The organism is Nitratireductor arenosus, assembly GCF_009742725.1.
Lineage (GTDB): Bacteria > Pseudomonadota > Alphaproteobacteria > Rhizobiales > Rhizobiaceae > Mangrovimarina > Mangrovimarina arenosa.
In genome coordinates this window covers 1-19,446 of record NZ_WPHG01000011.1, presented here as the reverse complement: position 1 = coordinate 19,446, position 19,446 = coordinate 1, and the positions used below count along the sequence as shown (strand labels likewise).

The 19,446-nt window shown below is 64.5% G+C and carries 18 protein-coding genes; 7 read left to right on the top strand and 11 right to left on the bottom strand.

Translation table 11 applies throughout. From position 1 onward, the window contains the following. Positions 1-8: 8 nt before the first annotated feature. Genes GN330_RS23060 through GN330_RS23050 form a run of 3 tightly spaced genes read right to left on the bottom strand, consistent with a single transcriptional unit; the run spans position 9 to position 2,628 of the window. On the bottom strand, positions 9-695 hold the full coding sequence (locus GN330_RS23060; protein ID WP_197435286.1) for a methyltransferase domain-containing protein: 687 nt from the start codon (positions 693-695) through the stop codon (positions 9-11). Then, a complete protein-coding gene (locus GN330_RS23055; RefSeq protein ID WP_343041085.1) occupies positions 692-1,141 on the bottom strand; it encodes a DNA polymerase III subunit chi in 450 nt (149 codons plus the stop codon). Before GN330_RS23055 ends, GN330_RS23060 begins: the two co-directional genes overlap by 4 nt. Next, complete coding sequence (locus tag GN330_RS23050; RefSeq protein ID WP_156716040.1) at positions 1,138-2,628, bottom strand: leucyl aminopeptidase; 1,491 nt, start codon at positions 2,626-2,628, stop codon at positions 1,138-1,140. Before GN330_RS23050 ends, GN330_RS23055 begins: the two co-directional genes overlap by 4 nt. A 287-nt stretch (positions 2,629-2,915) precedes the next feature. Between GN330_RS23050 and lptF the strand changes: the two genes are divergently transcribed. From lptF to rsmA, 6 genes are all read left to right on the top strand, one after another. Next, the gene (gene lptF, locus GN330_RS23045) at positions 2,916-4,115 is read left to right on the top strand and encodes an LPS export ABC transporter permease LptF (RefSeq protein ID WP_156716037.1); all 1,200 of its coding nucleotides are present in this window, start codon (positions 2,916-2,918) and stop codon (positions 4,113-4,115) included. Then, the gene (lptG, locus tag GN330_RS23040; protein ID WP_156716035.1) at positions 4,112-5,200 is read left to right on the top strand and encodes an LPS export ABC transporter permease LptG; all 1,089 of its coding nucleotides are present in this window, start codon (positions 4,112-4,114) and stop codon (positions 5,198-5,200) included. Before lptF ends, lptG begins: the two co-directional genes overlap by 4 nt. After that, positions 5,200-7,617 (top strand): LPS-assembly protein LptD, encoded by a 2,418-nt coding sequence (locus GN330_RS23035; protein ID WP_425487198.1) that lies wholly within the window; start codon positions 5,200-5,202, stop codon positions 7,615-7,617. The genes lptG and GN330_RS23035 overlap by 1 nt, the downstream gene beginning before the upstream one ends. A 113-nt stretch (positions 7,618-7,730) precedes the next feature. Beyond that, a complete protein-coding gene (locus tag GN330_RS23030; protein ID WP_425487197.1) occupies positions 7,731-8,657 on the top strand; it encodes a peptidylprolyl isomerase in 927 nt (308 codons plus the stop codon). Next, on the top strand, positions 8,647-9,678 hold the full coding sequence (gene pdxA / locus GN330_RS23025) for a 4-hydroxythreonine-4-phosphate dehydrogenase PdxA (RefSeq protein ID WP_343041082.1): 1,032 nt from the start codon (positions 8,647-8,649) through the stop codon (positions 9,676-9,678). Before GN330_RS23030 ends, pdxA begins: the two co-directional genes overlap by 11 nt. Further along, positions 9,675-10,508, top strand: coding sequence for a 16S rRNA (adenine(1518)-N(6)/adenine(1519)-N(6))-dimethyltransferase RsmA (rsmA, locus tag GN330_RS23020; protein ID WP_156716031.1), 834 nt, complete (start codon positions 9,675-9,677; stop codon positions 10,506-10,508). Before pdxA ends, rsmA begins: the two co-directional genes overlap by 4 nt. Before the next feature lie 7 nt (positions 10,509-10,515). Here the strand turns inward: rsmA and gmk are convergent, their stop codons facing one another. The 8 genes from gmk to GN330_RS22980 form a co-directional block, all read right to left on the bottom strand. Then, positions 10,516-11,172, bottom strand: a complete 657-nt coding sequence (gene gmk / locus GN330_RS23015) for a guanylate kinase (protein ID WP_246188843.1) — start codon at positions 11,170-11,172, stop codon at positions 10,516-10,518. Between the two features lie 3 nt (positions 11,173-11,175). Beyond that, positions 11,176-12,063: a YicC/YloC family endoribonuclease gene (locus tag GN330_RS23010; RefSeq protein WP_156716029.1), complete on the bottom strand. Its 888-nt coding sequence runs from the start codon at positions 12,061-12,063 to the stop codon at positions 11,176-11,178. A gap of 20 nt (positions 12,064-12,083) precedes the next feature. Then, the gene (mltG, locus tag GN330_RS23005) at positions 12,084-13,256 is read right to left on the bottom strand and encodes an endolytic transglycosylase MltG (protein ID WP_156716026.1); all 1,173 of its coding nucleotides are present in this window, start codon (positions 13,254-13,256) and stop codon (positions 12,084-12,086) included. A gap of 102 nt (positions 13,257-13,358) precedes the next feature. Beyond that, positions 13,359-14,621, bottom strand: coding sequence for a beta-ketoacyl-ACP synthase II (gene fabF, locus GN330_RS23000; RefSeq protein WP_156716024.1), 1,263 nt, complete (start codon positions 14,619-14,621; stop codon positions 13,359-13,361). A gap of 47 nt (positions 14,622-14,668) precedes the next feature. Continuing rightward, positions 14,669-14,905, bottom strand: a complete 237-nt coding sequence (locus GN330_RS22995) for an acyl carrier protein (protein ID WP_106572369.1) — start codon at positions 14,903-14,905, stop codon at positions 14,669-14,671. Between the two features lie 279 nt (positions 14,906-15,184). Beyond that, positions 15,185-15,922 carry a 3-oxoacyl-[acyl-carrier-protein] reductase gene (fabG, locus tag GN330_RS22990; RefSeq protein ID WP_156716021.1) on the bottom strand — a complete coding sequence of 246 codons (738 nt, stop codon included), beginning with the start codon at positions 15,920-15,922 and terminating at the stop codon, positions 15,185-15,187. Between the two features lie 32 nt (positions 15,923-15,954). Then, a complete protein-coding gene (gene fabD, locus GN330_RS22985) occupies positions 15,955-16,890 on the bottom strand; it encodes an ACP S-malonyltransferase (RefSeq protein ID WP_156716019.1) in 936 nt (311 codons plus the stop codon). Positions 16,891-16,995: 105 nt separating this feature from the next. Continuing rightward, positions 16,996-18,162 carry a M20 aminoacylase family protein gene (locus tag GN330_RS22980; RefSeq protein WP_156716017.1) on the bottom strand — a complete coding sequence of 389 codons (1,167 nt, stop codon included), beginning with the start codon at positions 18,160-18,162 and terminating at the stop codon, positions 16,996-16,998. Positions 18,163-18,368: 206 nt separating this feature from the next. Here GN330_RS22980 and GN330_RS22975 point away from each other — a divergent pair, with 206 nt between their 5' ends. After that, positions 18,369-19,310, top strand: a complete 942-nt coding sequence (locus tag GN330_RS22975; protein ID WP_343041081.1) for a calcium/sodium antiporter — start codon at positions 18,369-18,371, stop codon at positions 19,308-19,310. Positions 19,311-19,446: the final 136 nt, after the last annotated feature.

Here is a 19,446-nt window from a genome sequence, read left to right as displayed (position 1 = left end):
ACTGCATGTCAGGGTTTTCGCCACGTGGCGAACAGATGCGGGATGGTGCGGCCGGGCCGGCTGATCTCGAAACGATGCTCGTGCGCAAGCTCAAGGCCGAAATCGGCAACCCCCCGCGCCTCGCCGGCCGCCGGCGGCCAGGGCGGCCCCTCCGCCACGCTGTCGGACGGGCGCAGGCGCGTATAGACCAAAAGAATGCCGCCCGGGGCGACCAGGGCCGCGATCGCGCCCATGACGTCACGCTGCATCGCCGGCGCAACGGATCGAATCGTGTAGCATTCATTCACGAGGTCGAAGCCGGCCCGCCACTCGGGCGGCGGATCGAGCAGATCAGCCGCCCTATAGTCGACACGCGAGGCCGGAAAGCGCTTTTTCGCCCATTCTATCGCCGTCCTGGACGTATCGAACGCGGCCGTGCGATATCCGGCCGCCGCGATCGCCTCGGCATTGTCGCCCAGCCCGCAGGCGACATCGATCGCCCGGCGCCCGTTGCCCGGATTGTCGGCGAGCCAGTCGACGAGTTCGGGCTTCGGCGTAAGATCGGCCCAGGGAACGCCGGCGGCGTCTCCGCCCGCCTCGTCATAAACTGCCTCGAAAAAGCCCTGGCGGTCGGACCGCGTCGCCCGCGCCGCGCCGTCGAGCCGGTTCACCCGGGCCCTAGCTGTCTGGCGGCGGCGATCGAAATCGCCGGTCACGCCTTGCGTTCCCAGCCGCGTTCCGGCGTCTGCTGCCAATAGGTCGCCTGATGGCCGGCCGCCTTGACGGTTTTCCAATGGCGGCGGGCGGCCTCGACATGCGCCTGATCGTGACCGTCGAACATGATCACCGCGCGCTCGTAACCGTCGAGCGCGGGCGGTTCGGCGCCATCGACCAGAAACCGGATCGCGGCAGCGTTGGGGTTGTCGGTGCCGGTGGTCAGGAGCACCGGCTGGTCGGCCGCGTGCGGATCGCGATCGGTTCCGTGGCCGATGAAGGCGTCGTCGCGCCAGGTCCACAGATGCAGGTCGAGCGCGTCACGACGCTCCTCGCTTCCGGTCTGGACCACCACCGACCAACCACGGGCCAGCGACCGCTCGACAAGGCCAGGCAAGGCATCATCAAGGGTCGAATCGGTCAGGTGGTAGAACAGAACTTCCGTCACGCCTCGTAATTGTCCCTGACCAGGCGATCGAGCAGCCTGACGCCGAAACCCGACCCCCAGGATTGGTTGATGTCGTTCGACGGCGAGCCCATGGCGGTACCGGCGATGTCGAGATGGGCCCAGGGCGTTTCCTTGACGAAACGCTGCAGGAACTGCGCCGCGGTGATCGCTCCACCAAAGCGGCCGCCAATATTCTTCATGTCGGCGTTCTTGGAATCGATCAGCTTGTCGTATTCGGGTCCGAGCGGCATGCGCCACAGTTTTTCGCCGGTTGCCGAGCCTGCCGTCACCAGATGGTCGGCGAGCGCGTCGTCGTTGGAAAACAGGCCGGCATGCTCCTGGCCGAGTGCAATCATGATGGCGCCGGTCAGCGTGGCGAGATTGACCATGAATTTCGGCGTAAAGCGTTCGTTGCAGTACCACAGCGCGTCGGCCAGCACGAGCCGACCCTCGGCGTCGGTATTGAGCACCTCGATGGTCTGGCCCGACATGGAGGTGACGATGTCGCCGGGGCGCTGAGCGTTGCCGTCGAGCATGTTTTCAACCAGCCCGATAATGCCGACGACATTCACCTTGGCCTTGCGCGCTGCAAGCGTATGCATAAGCCCGGCAACCGCGGCCGCGCCGCCCATGTCGCCCTTCATGTCCTCCATTCCGGAGGCCGGCTTGATGGAGATGCCGCCCGAATCGAACACCACTCCCTTGCCGATGAAGGCGACCGGCTTGTCCTTCAGCTTGCCGCCGTTCCACTGCATGACGGCGAGACGCGGCGGCCGGGCCGAGCCTTGGGCGACACCCAGAAGGGCGCCCATGCCGAGTTTCCTCATCTCCTTTTCGGTCAGGATCTCGACCTTGACCCCAAGCGCCTCCAGTGCCTTGGCGTGGCCGGCGAACTCGACCGGCCCGAGCACGTTGGCGGGCTCGTTGACCAGGTCGCGCGCCAGGTTGACACCGCCGGCGACCGCTTCGGCCGTTGCGAACGCCTTGCGCGCCTTGGAGGGGTTGGCGCACTGGACGGTCACGCGCACCGGTTTGTCCTTGGCGACGTCGTCCTTGTCCTTGCGGGTCTTGTATTTGTCGAAGCCGTAGGCGCGCAGGGTCAAGCCGAGCGCCAAGGCCGCGGCCGCCTCAGCGTCCGGCTCATCGTCCTTCATGTCCAGGATCACGGCGACGTCGGCCGATCTTTTCGCCAACGGCCAGGCTGCGCCGCCGATGCGCATCCAGGCCTTTTCGTCGCGCTTGTCGAGCGGGCCCGCGCCGACGACGGCGAACCGATCGAACGGCGTGCCTTCGGGGGTCAGGACATCCAGGGCCGAGGCCAGCTTGCCCTTGAATTCGGCGACATTGGCGGCTTTCGGCACTATGCCGGCCGTATCCAGGGCGCGCGCCTGGTCGCCGAGGGCGTTGTCGTCATTGACGAAAACCACCACGGTGCCCTTCTTGGGCGCGGAAAACTTGGCAAAGCTGATTTTTGGTGCGTGAGGCATGGATGTTCCCGAATGGCCGGAGGGGCGCTAAGCGCGCGCGACGATTTAGCGGCCCGACCCTAAAAAGTCCGGCTTTCGCTGGCAAGCGCGTCACGGAAAACAAGCCGTTTTACCAATCGTTAACTGCGCTCCTTCGCTATTTTTTAGCCCTGATTGGGCACCATCGTGCATGGGACCGGGACAAACAGCCCGTGGCACGCGCTTGTGTGAAGGTCGCCGGGCGCGTAATTTGCCCGACGGGGTTGAAGCGTGACGCGCGCGAATCATAGGGACGCACCGCTTTCGCGATGAAACTCGTCGAGAGATACATCTTTTACCGCGCGCTGAAGATTTCGGGCGCGGCATTGCTGGTTGCGCTTGCCATGGCGTGGACCACGCAGATTCTCGCGCGGGTTAACATCGTCACCGACAGCGGCCAGACGGCCGGTACTTTTCTGGAACTCGCCACGCTGCTTTTGCCCACGGTGATCCCCGTCGTGATGCCATTCGCCATCATCATCGGGATCTCGCAGACCCTTTCGGCAATGAACCAGGATTCCGAGCTCGCCGTGATAGCGGCGTCCGGCAGTTCACGCGGCACGATCCTGAAGCCGATGCTGCTGCTGGCCGCGCTCGCAAGCGTGCTCTCCTTCACGGTCGACAACTGGGTCGAGCCGATGGCCCGGCAACGCACGCGCGTGCTGGTGGCGAACGCCCATGCCGATCTTTTGTCCTCCGTCATCCAGGAAGGCACGTTTCGCAAGGTGCAGGAAGGGCTCTTCGTTCAGGTCGCCGAACGTCTGCCGGACGGACGTTTGGGTGGGATATTTGTCGCCGATTCCCGCAAGAAGGATGTCGACCTTTATTATTACGCCAAGCAGGGCGAGGTACAGCAACGCGGCGACCAGCAATTTCTGTTCATGATCGACGGGGAAGTACACCGCAAGACGCCGGGCGGCGACGTCTCGGTGGTCCGGTTCGCCTCCTACGCCTTCGATCTTTCCGAATTCGTGCCTAAGGGCAAGACGGTGCAGATATGGCCGAAGGACCGCACGCTCGGCTATCTGCTCGATCCCGACCCGAACGATGCCTATCTGCAATGGAGCCCGCCCTTCTTCTACGCCGAGCTTCACCGCCGGTTTTCGGAATGGAGCTATTCGCTGGTGTTCGCGCTGCTCGCGCTGGCCGCGGCCGGCGACGCCCGGTCCCATCGCCAGGCGCGGATCCATCCGATGGTGACGGCAATCGCGGTCGCGCTTCTGGTGCGCTGGGAGGGATATTTCGTCGCCAACAAGGCCGAAACGGTCACCGCCTTCGTTCCCTTCATCTACGCGGTGCCGTTTTTGAACGCGCTGTTTGCGTGCTATCTGATCACCACGGGCAAACTCCTCGAGTTGCCGGCTTCCTGGTCGGACCGCCTCGCGCGCTTTCTCGAGGCATTCCGCGGGCGAGTACGAGCATTGCGCTGGCGCGGGACCCGAGATCCCCTCGAAAGGGGGAGCGGATGATCGGCTGGACGCTGGGGCAGTATTTTTTCCGCCGCTATCTCGTCATCACCGGCTGGTTCCTTGCCGGCATTTTCGCGTTGGTCTTCATCATCGACTTCACCGAGCAATCGAGCCGCTTCAGCGGACTGCCGGGCTACTCACTGCAATTGGGCATGACGATGAGTGCGCTGCGGGTGCCGATGGTACTGCAGCAGACGATCCCCTTCGTGGCGCTGTTTTCGGCAATGGCCACGCTGATCTCGCTCAACAGGAAATACGAACTGGTCGTCACACGCGCCGCCGGCGTTTCGGCCTGGCAGTTCCTGTTTCCGATCTGCATCGGCGCGTTGCTATTCGGCCTGTCGACGATCATCGTGCTCAACCCGATCGCAGCCAACGGGCTGGAGAAGGTCGAGGAGATCGAAACGACGCTGCGCTCCGGCGAATCGAACGTGGTGTCGGCGGCCTCCGCGCCCTGGCTGCGGCAGCGTACCGATGAGGGCCAGACGATCGTCGGCGCGCGTGCGGTTCTCAACAGCGGTCTCACCCTTTCCGACGCGGTGTTCATCCGCATTGGGGAGGATGGCAACATCGTCGAGCGGCAGGACGCGGCACGCGCCAATCTGCGCGACGGCTATTGGGAGCTGGAGACGGTTCGCCGGTTCAAATCCGGCGCCAAGCCGGAAAGCGTCGAAAGCACGCGGGTGGCCACCAATCTACGGCCGGAATTCGTGGAGCAGCGTCTGGCACGGCCCGAAGCCACGCCGTTCTACGAACTCGGCAGGAAAATCGAAACCGCCAAGGCGTACGGCTATTCCGTTAATGCTTTTTCGATGCATTATCATTCACTTGTGGCACTTCCGCCACTGTTGGTCGCGATGACGCTGATCGCGGCAACGGTTTCAATGAGATTTGTCCGGCTCGGCCAATCCGGCACCCTGATTCTGGGTGGCATCCTGGCCGGCTTTCTGCTTTATGTCGTCTCGACTTTGGTCAAAGCGTTCGGCAGCGCGGGGATCGTTCCGCCGATCGTCGCGGCGTGGCTGCCAGTGATGATTGCAGCATTGTTCGGGGTAACATTCTTGCTGCACAAGGAGGATGGTTAGTGGGGTTCAGGAGGGGCAGCGGTGACAGACACCCGCGCATCCGCCTTGGCAAAAGCGCCACGGCGCTTGCCCTGCTGTGTCTTGCCGGCGTCGTCGATATTCCGCGCGCCGAGGCCCAGTCGCTGGACGGCCTCAATGTCAGCGTAGGTCCCGCGGACCAGCTTCTGCTGGAGGCCGACACACTCGTCTACGACAATGTGAACCAGACCGTGACAGCGCAGGGCTCGGTGCGGATCGACTATGGCGGCAACCGCATGGTCGCGCACCGCGTGATCTACAACCAGGCCACGGGCCGCCTGGTCGCCGACGGAGAGGTCGAGATCGTCGACCGCGAAGGCAACCGGATATTCTCCGACCATATCGACGTCACCGACGATTTCCGGGACGGATTCGTCAACGCATTGAGCGTGGAAACAGCCGAAAAGACCTATTTCGCGGCCGAAAGCGCCGAGCGCAAGGCCGGCACCGTCACCACATTCGTCAACGGCGTCTACACGGCCTGCGAACCCTGCGAGGATAAGCCGGACAAGGCCCCGATCTGGCGGATCAAGTCGCGCAAGATCATCTGGAATAAGGACGCCAAGACGATCCGCTTCCAAAGGCCGCGCTTCGAGTTTTTCGGCCTGCCGATCGCGCAATTGCCAGCGTTCGAGATGGCCGATTCGAGCGTGAAGCGCAAAAGCGGTTTCCTGTTTCCGGGCATCGGCTTCAAGAGCGAGCTGGGCGCCAGCGTCACCCTGCCCTATTTCTTCGCGTTTTCGCCGACCTATGACCTGACGGTCAAAAGCACCTATTACTCGCGGCAGGGTTTTCTCGCGGAAGCCGACTGGCGCCAGAAATTCAACTCCGGCGAATACTCGCTGAAGATCGCCGGCATCAGCCAGAACCAGCCAACGGCGTTCAAGCCGGGCTATGTCGACAGAACGGTCAAGACCCGTCTCATGGCCGGGACCAAGGGCAAGTTCACCATCAACCCCCGCTGGACTTTCGGCTGGGACATTCTGGTGCAATCCGATCCGAATTTCGCCAACACCTATCTGTTGGACGGCTATTCCCAGGCGATCCGCCGGAACCAGATCCATCTGACCGGCCTCAACGACCGGAATTATTTCGACCTCAGGTTCTACAAGTTCCAGGTCCAGGAAGTGCTCCCGGCATCACATCCGTCTGCACGGGACCCGCGCCAGCCCTGGGTGCTGCCGTCCTTCGACTATGCCTATACTGTGGACGAGCCGGTGGCGGGCGGCGAGCTGAGTTTCGACGTCAACACGCAGGTCGTCGGACGCACGCGGCTGGATTCCATCACCACCAGACCGGCGCTGCCTGGCGTGCGCGGCTGGTCCGGCCGCGTGACGGCCGAAGCCGAGTGGAAGAAGACCATCGTGACCTCGGGCGGCCTCCTCGTGACACCGCTCCTGCACGCGCGCGCCGACGGTATCGGCGTTAACGCCAGCGCAGGCTCCAACGCCGCGATCGCCGCCATGGCCGGGGGACTGACGGGTGCGGCCTACACGCATGACGGGACCGCCTACGGCGCGGTTGCGGCCGATATCCGCTCGTCCTATTTCCGGGCAATGGCGACGGCTGGCCTGGAAGCGCGCTGGCCAATCCTGTTTTCGACGTCGAGCGCCACCCACGTGCTCGAACCCATGGCGCAGCTTTTCGTCCGGCCGGACGTCGCCTATGGCTCCACGCTCGGCATCCCCAACGAGGACGCGCAGAGCATGGTCTTCGACGCCTCTACCCTGTTCGAGCGCGACAAATTCTCGGGCTACGATCTGATCGAAAGCGGCACCCGCGCCAATCTCGGCCTGCGTTATTCGGGCAGCTTCGCCAATGGCTGGACGGCCAACGCGGTCGTCGGCCAGTCCTATCACCTGGCAGGTCGCAACCCGTTCGCCGCGCCCGAACTGGTCAATGTCGGCGCCTATTCGGGCCTGGAAACGGACGTATCCGACTTCGTCGCCATGGCTGGGTTCGCCTCGCCGGGCGGCATCGTGTTCAGCGCCGGCGGCCGCTTCGACGAGCAGACGCTGGAAGTGCGCCGTGCCGAAACGAGCGTGTCCGTCCCGATCGACCGCCACCGGATCAATGCGAGCTACACATTCATCCAGGCGCAACCGCTTTACGGCTTCCCGCAGGATCGCCAGGAGGTGACACTGGGTGGGCGGGCGCGTCTGCACGACTATTGGAGCGTCTACGCTTCTGGAACCTACGACCTCGCCTCTTCGACGCTTGCCAATAGCTCGTTCGGCTTTATCTATGACGACGAGTGTTTCACTTACGGAATGACGTTTTCGCGCACCCAAAACACCATTTCCAAGGACGTTTCCTACGGGTTCGGCTTCAATATCTCGTTCCGCACGCTCGGCGATTTCGGAACGACCACGTCGACGAACGCGTTTGGCACGAACTGATGCGGGCCGATTCGTCATGCTTTCGCCGTATAGGCCGAGCACGACACTTCCGGGGTAGAATACCGAAGGCCCGCCAAGAGGGACCGCGAAAGAATGAGGCACGGAGCTCAGCCATGCAACCTGGTTTGAATCGGATCGCCGGAACCGGCATTTTCCTGCTTTTCGGGTTCATGACCTGTCTGGCGAGCGTCGCCACGATGCCGGCGCAAGCGAGTGAGATTCGCTACATCATCAACAATGTTCCGGTGACCAGTTACGATATCGCCCGACGCAAGGCTTTCCTGCGGCTGCAACGCCGCTCGGCCAGCGCCTCGGACGAGATGATCGAGCAGACGCTGAAAAACATCGAAATCCAGCGGCTCAACATCCGGGTTCCCGACGCGGACGTCGACGCGGCCTACGGGCGTTTCGCATCCGGCAACAAGCTGTCGACGAGCCAGCTCGACCAGGTTATGGCGCAGGCGGGCGTGACGAAGAGCCACTTCAAGGAGTTCATTCGTAGCCAGATCGGCTGGAACCGCGCGCTGGGAGCTCGTTTCCGCGCGACGGAACGGCTCACGGAACAGGACGCGGCTCACCGCATGCTGCAGGATGGCGGCAACAAGCCGACAGCAACCGAATACATGCTGCAGCAGGTGATTTTCGTCATTCCATCGGGTGAACGCAAATCGCTCATGGGGCGGCGCAAGAAGGAAGCCAACGCCATGCGCGGACGCTTCAACAACTGCCAGAATACGCGTGAATTCGCCAAAGGCCTGATCGACGTCACGGTACGCGATCTGGGCCGGGTCATCGCGCCGGAACTGCCGCCGGACTGGAAAGGCCTGATCCTGGAAACCAAGCCGGGCCAGGCTACCAAGATCCGCGAAACCGAGCGCGGCGTGGAGTTCATCGGCATTTGCAGCACGCGTGAGATTTCAGATGACCGCGTCGCCCAGATGGTTTTCGAAAACGAAGGCGAACTCGACAAGAAAGCGGCGGAGCTGTCCAAGAAATATCTGGAAGAACTGCGCGAGAAAGCCCGCATCGTTGAGCGTTGAGCCGCAGCGTCCGCTTGCGCTGACATCTGGCGACCCGTCCGGCATCGGCCCCGATATCGCGCTTGCGGCCTGGGCCTCGCGGACGCGCCACGCGCTGCCGCCCTTCTATGTTCTGGGTGATGTCGACCAGCTTTCATCGCGGGCGCGGACGCTGGGTCTGCCAATCGAGCTCAAACTGTCCGACCCGGGCTCTGCGGTGCGCGATTTCGAGGCCACGCTGCCGGTCGTACCCCTACGAAACCGGTTGATCGACAGAGCGGGCGATCCTTCGCCCGCCAACGCCGCCGGCATCATCGAGGCTATCGAGCGCGGTGTCGCCGACGCCATGTCCGGCGCGGCCGGTGCGATCGTCACCGGCCCGATCGCCAAAAAACCGCTCTACGACGCGGGCTTCGCCTTTCCCGGCCATACCGAGTTTCTGGCCCATCTGGCGGGGCAGGCCATCGGCAAACCGGTAAAACCTGTAATGATGCTGGCCGGGCCGAGTCTGCGCGCCGTACCGGTCACCATCCACATTCCGCTCGCCGCGGTGCCGTCGGCGCTGACGACGGAACTGATCGTGGAAACCGGCCGGATCACCGCAGCCGACCTGGCGCGTCGGTTCGGCATAGCCCGGCCACGCATCGCAGTTGCCGGGCTCAACCCGCATGCGGGGGAAGACGGTGCAATGGGCCGCGAGGACATCGACATCGTGCACCCCGCCGTTGCCGCGCTGCAGGCCGAAGGCATCGACGCGCGCGGCCCGTTGCCGGCCGACACGCTGTTTCACGCCGAGGCGCGGCAAGCTTACGACGCCGCGCTTTGCATGTATCACGATCAGGCTTTGATACCGGCCAAGGCACTGGCCTTCGACGAGACGGTCAACGTCACGCTCGGCCTGCCCTTCGTACGCACCTCGCCCGACCATGGCACCGCCTTCGCGGTCGCGGGTACGGGTGCGGCGCGCGCCAACAGCCTCGTCGCCGCGCTGCGCTTGGCGGCAAGGCTGGCCGAAGCGGAAGCCGGATACCGGGACGCATGACGAGCGACGGCCTGCCTCCCTTGCGCGAGGTTATCCGGCAGCATGGGCTTGCCGCGAAAAAGTCCCTCGGCCAGAATTTTCTGCTCGACCTCAACCTGACCGCGAAGATCGCACGCACGGCGGGCGAGCTTGCCGGCGCGACGGTGATCGAGGTCGGTCCCGGTCCAGGCGGCTTGACGCGGGCGCTTCTGGCGAACGGTGCTGCGCGGGTCATCGCCATCGAACGCGACGAACGTTGCCTCGCCGCCCTTGAGGAGATATCGAACCTTTATCCAGGCCGGCTCGACATCGTCGCCGGCGACGCGCTGAAGACCGATCTCGCAACACTCGCGGCAGAGGCCGAGCGCGTGTTGATCATCGCCAACCTGCCCTACAATATCGGCACCGAGCTTCTGGTGCGCTGGCTCACCGTGGAACCCTGGCCGCCGTTTTATGCCTCGATGACGTTGATGTTCCAGCGCGAGGTCGCCGAGCGGATCGTGGCCGCCCCTGGCGACGACGCCTACGGGCGGCTCGGCGTGCTTGCCGGCTGGCGCACATCGGCCCGGATCGCCTTCACCGTGCCGCGCGAGGCCTTTACCCCGCCGCCTAAAATCACCTCGGCGGTCGTCCACCTGACGCCACGACCCGTCCCGCTGGCCAGCGATGCCAGCCGACTCGCGCGCGTCACACAGGCCGCCTTCGGCCAGCGCCGCAAGATGCTGCGCCAGAGCCTGAAGGCGCTCGGCGGGGACACGCTGCTGGAGCAGGTGGGGATCGACGGCACACGGCGCGCCGAAACGCTTTCGATCGCCGAATTCGTCGCGCTTGCAGAAGCGTTCGAGGGCTGACGCGGCTCTATTCGGTCCGCTCGGCAAGCAGCCCGCTGACAAAATCGAACAAGCCGGGCCTGCGGTCGCGTTTCAGCCGCTCGGCAATGACGATCGCGCGCACGGCGGCATAGGCGCGATCGAGATCATCATTGACGACGACATAATCGTAGTCGCGCCAGTGTTCGATTTCGGAGCGGGCGTTTTCAAGCCGGGTCTGGATGGTGGCATCGGAATCCTCCGCCCGCCGGCGCAGCCGCGACTTCAGTTCCGTCATCGACGGCGGCAGAATAAAGATCGACACGATATCGGCGGGCATCGTCGCCTTGAGCTGTTCGGCGCCCTGCCAGTCAATGTCGAACAGCATGTCGCGCCCTTCGTCCATGGCGATCTCGACCGGCTCGCGCGGCGTGCCGTAGAAATTGCCATGCACTTCGGCGGCTTCCAGCAGCGCCTCGGTGTCGCGCATGCGTTCGAAGTCGCGCATCGACAGGAAATGATAATGCACGCCGTCGATCTCGCTGCCGCGGCGCGGACGGGTCGTCACGCTCACCGACAATTCGAGCCCGCCGTCATTTTCCAGCAGGGTGCGCGCGATCGTCGATTTGCCGGCGCCGGACGGCGACGACAAAACCAGCATCAGGCCCCGGCGGCGAATGGACGAGGACGGCGGCGTGGCGCCCATGGGCTACTCCAGATTCTGAACCTGTTCGCGAAACTGATCAACCACGGCCTTCAGTTCGAGCCCGATGGCGGTAACCGATGTCGCATTGGATTTGGAGCACAGCGTATTCGATTCGCGGTTGAACTCCTGCGCCAAAAAATCGAGCTTGCGCCCGACAGCACCGCCCTTTTCCAGCAATTGCCGCGCCGTTGCGACATGGGACTTCAACCGATCGATCTCTTCACGGATGTCAGCGCGCGTCGCCAGGATCGCGGCCTCGGTATGAAGGCGCTGGTCGTCGAACCCCTTGGCCGAATCGATCAGCAGTGCGACTTGCATGGCGATGCGCTCGCGAATGGCCGCCGGCTCGCGCGAGGGATCGGCTTCGGCGTTGCGGGTGAACTTCTCGATCGTGGCGACATGGTCTTCGAGCAAGCCGGCAAGCTGCCTGCCCTCCGCCAGGCGGGCCGCTTCAAGATCGGCCAGCACGTTGTCGAACGCGGTCATGATCACCGCGTCAAGAGCTTCGCGCCCTTCCTCGTCCTCGACTGTGTCAGGGATATCGAGCACCCCACGTAGGGAAAGCAGACCGTCGGCGGAGGCGGGCGTGCAGCCGAACTGTTCCTGCAGCCGCTTGGCGAGGCCGGCGACGTCGCGCAGGAACGCCTCGTTGACGACGGGCTGGGCGAGACCTTGCTGCCTGTTGACGACCAGCGTGGCCTGGACGTTTCCTCGCGAAAATTTTCGCTGCACCGCCTGCTTGGCCGGCAGTTCGAGCCGCTCGAAGCCCGGCGGAAAGCGCAGACGCACGTCGAGGCCGCGGCCATTGACCGAGCGTACCTCCCAGGAAATCGCGGTGCCGTCCCGATCGGCCGCCGCACGGGCAAAGCCCGTCATGCTTTGTAGCGCCATCGTGCCCCCCTGGAGCCGGATCAGTTCGAACCGTTTTCGTCCTGACCGGCTTCGCCCGCCTCGTCCCTCTTCTTCTTCTCGATCGCGCGCCAGCGCGCGACGTTTTCGTTGTGCTCGTCCAGCGTCTTGGCGAACACATGACCTCCTGTACCATCGGCCACGAAATAAAGCTCGTCGGTCGTGGACGGGTTGGCGACCGCCTCCAGCGCGGCGCGGCCGGGCGTGGCGATTGGCGTCGGCGGCAGGCCGTCGATCAGATAGGTGTTGTAAGGTGTCGGCTTGTCGATGTCGGAACGGTAGATCGGTCGGTCGGCCGGTTTGCCCTCGCCACCGAACAGGCCGTAGATGATCGTCGGGTCCGACTGGAGCCGCATCCCGCGCTTCAACCGATTGATGAAGACGGCTGCGACGCGCGAACGTTCGTCGGCGCGGCCTGTCTCCTTTTCGACGATCGAGGCAAGCGTCACGAATTCGTCGATATTCTTCAGCGGCAGGCCCTCGACGCGGCGTTGCCAGGTCTCTTCGACGAGGCTTTGCTGGTCGGCGGTCATCTTTTCGATCAGTTCGGCGCGCGTGGTTCCGCGCGTGAAGCGCTGCGTGTCGGCGATCAGCGCCCCTTCCGGTGACAGTTCGGCCGGCATCTCGCCGGTCAGCGCCTCGTGCTTGGCGATCCGGTCAAAGGCCTGGCTGACTGTCAACCCCTCGGGAATGGTCAGCGAATAGAGCACTGAACGCCCGCTGACCAGAAGATCCATGATGTCGCGCATGGAGGCTCCGGCCTTGATCTCGTATTCACCCGCCTTGAGGGCGTTGTCGGCGCCAGCCGCCCTGACGCCAAGCCGGAACACATGGCGGTCGCTGACCAGGTTTCGCCGCTCCAGCATCAGGGCGATCTCGGAGACGCCCGTGGCGGGCTTGACCAGCACCATCTCGGTGCTTTGCGCCGGACCGGGACTGTCGAATTCCCGTTTTCCCAGATAAACGGCGAGGCCGGCGACCAGCACCACGAAGATCACCGTCGACATAACGAAATTCATGAAAACGACGAACTGGTTGCGTGACCCCTGCGAACGCCGCGGCGGTGGCGTGCCCTCTTCGGGACGCAGCGCCTCGCTGGCGGATTTCGGCACGATCGGCTTCGGCGCCTCGCCCCTGTTGCCGAAAGTGGTTTCGTTTGCCGGTTCCGTACTCATCGGCCGTCACGCTTCTCCATTGTGCCAAGGCTCGCCACCGCCCGCCGGGACGTTGCAAGAACTAGCGATGAATATGGCAAAATTGACGACCGGAGCGACCGTTCAGCCATCATGGCGACGGAAAACGAGCGAAGCATTGGTGCCCCCGAAGCCGAATGAGTTCGACAGCGCCACATCGATCGTCCGATCCTTGGGCCGATTGGGCACCAGGTCGAGCGCGGTTTCGACGGACGGGTTTTCCAGATTGATGGTCGCTGGGGCCTTGTTGTCGCGGATGGCCAGAATGGAAAAGATCGCCTCGGCCGCCCCGGCCGCGCCCAGGAGATGGCCGATGGAGGACTTTGTCGAGGACATGGCGATCCGCGAGGCCGCCTCGCCCACCAACCGCTCGACCGCGCCCAACTCAATGGTGTCGGCCATCGTCGAGGTGCCGTGCGCATTGATGTAGTCGACGTCAGCGGGTGTCAGGCCGGCGCGCTTGAGGGCCGCGCTCATGCAGCGATAGGCGCCGTCGCCGTCTTCGGAGGGAGCGGTGATGTGGAAGGCGTCGCCGCTGAGACCGTAGCCGATCACCTCGGCGTAGATCCTCGCGCCGCGCGCCTTGGCGTGCTCCAGCTCCTCGAGTACGACCACGCCGGCGCCTTCGCCCATTACGAAGCCGTCGCGATCGCGGTCATAGGGACGCGAGGCCTTTTGCGGCGTGTCGTTGTAGGCGGTGGATAGGGCCCGGCAAGCCGCGAAGCCGGCAAGCGACAATCGGTTGATCGGCGCTTCCGCGCCGCCGGCCAGCATCACCTCGGCATCACCGAAAGCGATCAAGCGCGCGGCATCGCCGATCGCATGCGCGCCGGTCGAACAGGCCGTGACCACGGCGTGGTTCGGCCCTTTCAGGCCGTGCCGGATCGAAACCTGGCCGGAGACCAGGTTGATGATGTTGCCGGGAATGAAGAACGGGCTGATACGGCGCGGGCCGCGGTCGCGCAAAATGAGCGCGTTTTCGGCTATGCCCTCGACGCCGCCGATGCCGGAACCGATCATCACGCCGGTCGTGTTCTGCTCGTCCGGCGTTTTCGGTGTCCAGCCCGAATCCCTCAATGCCTCATCGGCGGCGGCGATCCCGTAGATGATGAAATCACCGACCTTGCGCTGTTCCTTGGGCTCAAGCACGTGGTCGGGATTGAACGTGCCATCGCCGCCATCGCCGCGCGGGACGACATGGGCGATCTTGCACGGCAGGTCGTCAGTCTCGAAATGCTCGACCCGCCGTGCCGCGCTTTCACCCGACAAAAGACGGCGCCAGGAATGCTCAACGCCTACCCCGAAAGGGGAAACGAGGCCCATTCCCGTGACGACGACACGTCTCATCACTCAACCACCACGGATATTTTGCGGAATTGCCCGAAAGCTGCGTGTCAGGCGGAGGCTTTGTCGATATACTTGACCGCATCGCCCACGGTCAGGATCGTCTCGGCCGCGTCGTCGGGGATCTCGACCCCGAACTCTTCCTCGAAGGCCATGACCAGTTCGACGGTGTCCAGGCTGTCCGCGCCAAGGTCGTCGATAAAGCTCGCGCCCTCGGTGACCTTGTCGGCTTCAACGCCAAGATGCTCTACAACGATTTTTTTGACGCGCTCTGCGGTGTCGCTCATTTGGAAACCCTCGACTTCGGTTCAAGTTGGTCTTCGTTAGCGGCAGGATGCCCGCTAATCAAGTTGAAAGATCGCGCCACGCCGGCATGACCGGCCACGGCTTCTCCGGACGAAAAACCGGCGCAAAACGCACGGCGGACTGTGCCCGGATCGCCAGTTTGCCGGGCCGCATACCATGAAAACCCGGACCGGCAAAGGCGAAAACACGCCGGAAGAAGGCGCAACGCCGCCATTTCGGCACCCGTCGGACGGCCGCGACCGAATCAGCGACGCGGCGGCTCAAATCATCGCCATGCCGCCGTTCACGTGCAGGGTCTGTCCCGTCATATAGGCCGCCTCCGTGGAGGCGAGGAAGGCCACGGCTGCGGCTACCTCGGCGCCGGTTCCCATGCGCTTCATCGGGATCGCCCCCATGATCGCGTCACGCTGCTTGTCGTTGAGCTTGCCGGTCATCGCCGATTCGATGAAGCCGGGCGCCACGCAATTGACGGTGATGTTGCGGCTCGCCACTTCCTGCGCCAGCGATTTCGAGAAGCCGATCATGCCGGCTTTGGAGGCGCAGTAATTGGCCTGGCCGGGATTGCCGGTGACGCCGACGACGGAGGTGATGTTGACGATGCGGCCGAAGCGGCGGCGCATCATCGGATGGGTGAGTTCGCGCGTCAGGCGGAAGACGGCGGTCAGATTGACCTCCAAAACCGCGTCCCAGTCATCGTCCGACATGCGCACGAACAGGCCATCGCGGGTGATGCCGGCATTGTTGACGAGGATGTCGACGCCTTCGAGCTCAGTCTCCGCCTTCTGGCCCAGTGCCTTGACGGCGGCACGGTCGGACAGATCGGCCGGAAAGATCGTCACACGCTCGCCGAGTTCGCCGGCAAGGGCCTCGAGCTTTTCGACACGGGTTCCATGTAGGCCGACGCGCGCGCCCTGGGCGTGCAGCAGGCGGGCGACCGCCTCGCCGATACCACCGGAAGCGCCGGTGATCAGGGCCTTGCGGCCGGTAAGGTCAATCATGGTTCATCTCCTGCTGGGGCTAGAGCCGTTCGTCACAAGGCGGCGAGCGCCGCGTCGATATCGGCCGGGCCCCCGACGCTGGTGGCCGCGAGGGTGCGGTCGATGCGACGGGCGAGCCCCGACAGCACCTTGCCGGCGCCGATCTCGTAAAGCCCGGTCACGCCATTTCCGGCGAAGAACTCCACCGTCTCACGCCAGCGCACGCGGCCGGTGACCTGCTCGACCAGCCGCCGGGCGATCTCGACCGGGTCCGTGAGCGGGGTGACGGTGACGTTGGCCACCACCGGAACCGTAGGCGTCTTCATCGTCACATCGGTCAGCGCCGCACGCATCGCCTCGGCCGCCGGCGCCATCAGCGCGGAATGGAAGGGCGCGGAGACCGGCAGCATGATGGCGCGTTTGGCGCCTTTGTCGGTGCACCTTGCGGCCGCGGCCTCGACGGCCGCCCTGGCGCCGGAGATGACGATCTGACCGCCGCCATTGTCGTTGGCGATCTGGCAAATGCCGTTGCCGGCTGCCTGGCAGGCGGCTTCGACCTCAGCATCGTCTAGGCCCAGGATGGCCGCCATCGCCCCCTCGCCCGGGGGCACGGCCGCCTGCATGGCGTTGCCGCGAATGCGCAGCAGGCGCGCCGTGTCGGCGAGCGAGAAAACGCCGGCCGCGCACAGGGCCGAATATTCGCCGAGCGAATGGCCGGCGAGATAGTCGACCTTGCCCTCCAGCACCAGTCCGCGTGCCTGCATGGCACGCAAAGCGGCCATGGAGACCGCCATCAGCGCCGGCTGCGCGTTCGCAGTCAGGGTCAGCTTTTCCTCCGGCCCTTCCCAGATCAGCGTCGACAGCTTCTCGCCCAGCGCCTCGTCGACCTCGTCGAAGACGGCGCGGGCCTCGGAGAAAGCCTCGGCCAGCTCGTGGCCCATGCCGACCACCTGGCTGCCCTGTCCGGGAAAGGTGAATGCGATCGCCATCGGGCGGTTTCTCCCCTTCGTTTGTCTCACGCTGCCTGTGCGGCAGGACGGGCCGCGAAGTCAAGGCCGGGCCGACAATGACCGGGAGTATCGGGCGACCAGTCCTCAGCCGGCCGGCAGCGCGGTCTCGACCAGCCTTGCCCAGTAGGAGCAGCCGATCGGGATGATCTCGTCGTCGAAATCATATTCGGGGTGATGGAGATATTGCGTGTCGCCCTGGCCGAGATAGATGAAGGCGCCGGGCCGGGCCTCCAGCATGAAGGCGAAATCCTCGCCGCCCATGACCTGCGGCGTTTCGGTGTCGACCCTGTCGCCAGCCACCTGACGCGCCACCTCGGCCGCAAACCCGGCTTCCCGGGCATGGTTCGACAAGACCGGATAATGGCGCTGGTAATCGAGCGTGGCCGTCGCGCCGAAGGCGGCGGCGGTGTTTTCGACCACCCGCGCCATGCGCTCCTCCAAAAGGTCGCGGATTTCCGGCGACAGGGTGCGCGCCGTGCCGGTGAGCCGCGCGGTCTGGGGAATGACGTTGAAGGCGTCGCCTGCCTTGAAGGTCGTGACCGAGATCACCGCCGCCTCGACCGGGTCGACGCTGCGCGCCACCACCGACTGCAAGGCGGTCATGATGTGTGCCCCGACAAGCGTCGTGTCGATGCAGCGCTGCGGACGCGCGGCGTGCCCGCCGACGCCTTCGATGTCGATGACGAACATGTCGGCGGCGGCCATCATCGAGCCGCTCCTGAGCGCAAACTGGCCGAACGGAATCCCCGGCGCGTTGTGCATGCCGTAGACCTCGTCGATCGCGAACCGATCCATCATGCCCTCCTCGACCATGACGCGACCGCCGCCGCCGCCCTCCTCGGCCGGCTGGAAGATAACCACCGCCGTGCCGTCGAAATTGCGCGTTTCGGTAAGGTAGCGCGCGGCGCCCAAGAGCATGGCGGTGTGGCCATCATGACCGCAGGCATGCATGACGCCCGGCGTCGTGGATTTGTGCGGGCGCTCGACTGCTTCCTGGATCGGCAAGGCGTCCATGTCGGCACGCAGGCCGATCGTCTTGCCTGAGTTGGTCTTGCGGCCGCGAATGACGCCGACCACGCCCGTGCGTCCGATCCCGGTGACCACCTCGTCGACGCCGAATCCCCTGAGTTTGTCGGCGACGAGCGCCGCCGTGCGATGGACGTCGAACTGCAGTTCGGGATGCGCGTGAATGTCGCGGCGCCACGCGGTGACGTCCTGATGGAACTCGGCAATCCGGTTGACAATCGGCATGCGGTTTTCTCCTCCGGCTCGTTTATACGTTCCCGTGCCGCCGTTTTGCACGATAGGCGGCGGCGCGCAAAAGGAAATCGGATGATCCAGGCGCGCAACCCGGACGACTGCGCGCAACAGGCCAGACTTGCATGGCCGGATAGCCCTCCCCATCTTAGCGCGACCGCGCAAGGGGGCTTGGCGGCAACCAGGGGAAATGCTCGTCCGTGCGCGATATCGTCTTCGTCATCGTCGGTTTCATTTTGTTGTTCGGCGGCGGCGAACTCCTCGTTCGCGGCGCGGTGTCCGCGGCCCGCAGGTTCGGCGTCGCGGAACTGGTGATCGGCCTCACGGTCGTCGGGTTCGGCACGTCGATGCCCGAATTGCTGGTGTCCGTCGAGGCCGCCCTGAAAGGCCGCCCCGAGATCGCGATCGGCAATGTCGTCGGTTCGAACATGGCCAACGTCCTTTTGATCGGCGGCGTGACTGCGATGCTCGCTCCGTCGGGAGGATGGGGCGGGGATGTGCGGCGCGACGTGATCCTGATGCTTTTTGCCACGGCCCTGCTATTGCTGGCCGCCGCCTGCGGCGTGCTGCCCGCCTGGGGCGGCCTGCTGCTGACCCTGCTGCTGGGAGCTTATCTCTACGCGCATTACCGCGCCAGCCGGACCGGCGGCGAAGCGGACGGCGGCACCGTGGTGGTCGCGCCGAAAAAGCCGGCATGGCTCGCCGCGGCACTGCTTGCGGCGGGGCTGGCGCTGTTGTTCGTCGGAGCCGACCTCCTGGTGGAAGGCGCAAGCAGGATCGCACTGGCGCTCGGGGTGTCCGAGGCCGTCGTCGGTCTGTCGATCGTGGCCATCGGAACCAGCCTGCCCGAACTTGCGACCTCGGTCGTGGCGGCATGGCGCGGCCGGGCGGGCGTCGCCATCGGCAACATCGTTGGATCGAACATCTTCAATATACTCGGCATATTGGGCGTGACGGCGCTCGTTGCGCCATTGCCGATCTCGGAACGGTTCTGGCGGATCGACGTCCCGCTGGTGCTGGCGGTCAGCCTTGCGTTCGCAGCGATGCTTGTCCTGCGCGACCGCCTGGGCCGGAAGACGGGCTTCGTCATGCTGGCGGCCTATATTGCCTACACGATCGGCCTGTATACCGTCAGCGGTTAGATGCTCCCGCGCTGGTAGTGTCTCAGTTTGAAATCTGACGCCGCGAACGCGGTTGTCGCGCCGGGGCTCGAACTCCTATATGCTTAACGGAAAGCATGGGAGGCAAGAATGGAGAGTGCAATCGGCTTTCTGCCGT